At 29.2% G+C, this 1,624-nt stretch carries 1 protein-coding gene; it reads left to right on the forward strand.

Features of this window, described 5'->3' with window-relative positions; all coding sequences use genetic code 11:
• Positions 1 to 231: 231 nt before the first annotated feature.
• Positions 232 to 1,518: a hypothetical protein gene (locus MWU84_RS23845; protein WP_246906506.1), complete on the forward strand. Its 1,287-nt coding sequence runs from the start codon at positions 232 to 234 to the stop codon at positions 1,516 to 1,518.
• The last annotated feature ends 106 nt before the right edge of the window (positions 1,519 to 1,624 follow it).

Genomic DNA, 1,624 nt, shown 5'->3' on the forward strand with positions numbered 1-1,624 from the left:
CATAACTTTAAATTTTATGATTAAACCTATCCTAAAGGTAGTGAACGGTAAGGTAACACTTGCTTGAAGCTACCTTTAGGTTTAGTTCAACAATGTATAAAAGCAATAGCGGGGAAAGTGAATCAATAAAAGAACGTACTAATAATAAAAAGCAGTCTTGGTGGAAAAAGTTGTGGTCTTAAATCCGCTACTGCTCTTATACTAGACCGTTAGCAATAATTTAAACCAATAATGCGAATACACTCAATTGATAGATTATCTGAACAAATAAAAAGCTCAAAAAGCAAGGAATATTTTGAGGAGGTAATTAGGTCTTATTACTCAAATAATTTTCGTTCAGCAATCGTAATGTTATATTCCATTGTTATCTGTGACTTGGTATTCAAATTGCAAGAACTAAAAGACCAATTTAACGACAATAGTGCAAAGAATATTTTAGAAGAAATTGAGGACTTACAAAAAAGGAATCCAACATCATCTCAATGGGAAACTAGGTTAATTGAATTAATAAAAGAACAAACAAATATATTAGAGCACTCTGATTTTGAGAATATTTTACACTTACAAAAACACAGACATCTTTGCGCTCATCCTGTAATGCTACAAAACTATAATTTATACAGTCCTAATCAGGACACTGTAAGAAGTCACATCATCAATATACTCGAAGGGCTTTTGACAAAACCTGCATTATTGTCAAAGAAAATATTCAATGAATTTTTATCAAATTTATCAGAGATTAAGGAAATTTTAATCACGGAAAAGGATATTGCAACACATCTAAAATCAAAATACTTTGAAAATTTAAATCCGACAATTGAAAAAGAAATATTCCGCTCGTTATGGAAAATTGTTTTCAAAATTGAGAATGTTGAATGCAATGAAAATAGAGAAATAAACTATAAAGCTTTAGAAATAATACTTCAAAGAAATTATGAAACTCTGATAAACTATATAAAGGAAGAAAATCAGTATTTCAGTAATAATTTAAATTTAGATTTTTTTGACTTCATTTTAAAGTTCATAAATAATAATCCTAGAATTTTAGATAGTTTAAATGACAGTTCAAAGACATTAATTGAAAACAAAATAAGTCAAGATGAAAATTATATTTTCCTAGCGTGGTACTTAAACGGAACATTGACTAAACATTTGTCATTTCTAAAAAGTAAAGACGATTATGACTTTAATAATGCTATTAAAACAAATACAATTGTTCAACTTTTTAATACATTTAAAAAACAAGGGTTAACAAGTCAAGGAAAAGAACTTGTAATAATGATGTATGGCAAAAGCAAAAGCTTTGACCAAGCGGATTCAAGATTCGACAATCTTATACAACCATTATTATCTCAATTTACATTACTTGAACTAACTGAATTGATAAAATGCGTACACGAAAATGGACAAGTTCACGGAAGAAGATATGCTAAATGGAGTAATCGTCTGATTAAAGAAAAATTAGATGAATTAGACCCAAATTTTGATTTAAGTATTTATAACTATTTTGAAACATAAAAACTATTGCTAATAACTAAGACTTCGTGTGGTCGGTACGGCCAAACATGAAGACCGTGTTGACTGAACCGGGTCCTGTTTTCCCTTACTATGGGGATTGCTATGG

Source organism: Arenibacter sp. F20364 (assembly GCF_023015905.1).
Lineage (GTDB): Bacteria > Bacteroidota > Bacteroidia > Flavobacteriales > Flavobacteriaceae > Arenibacter.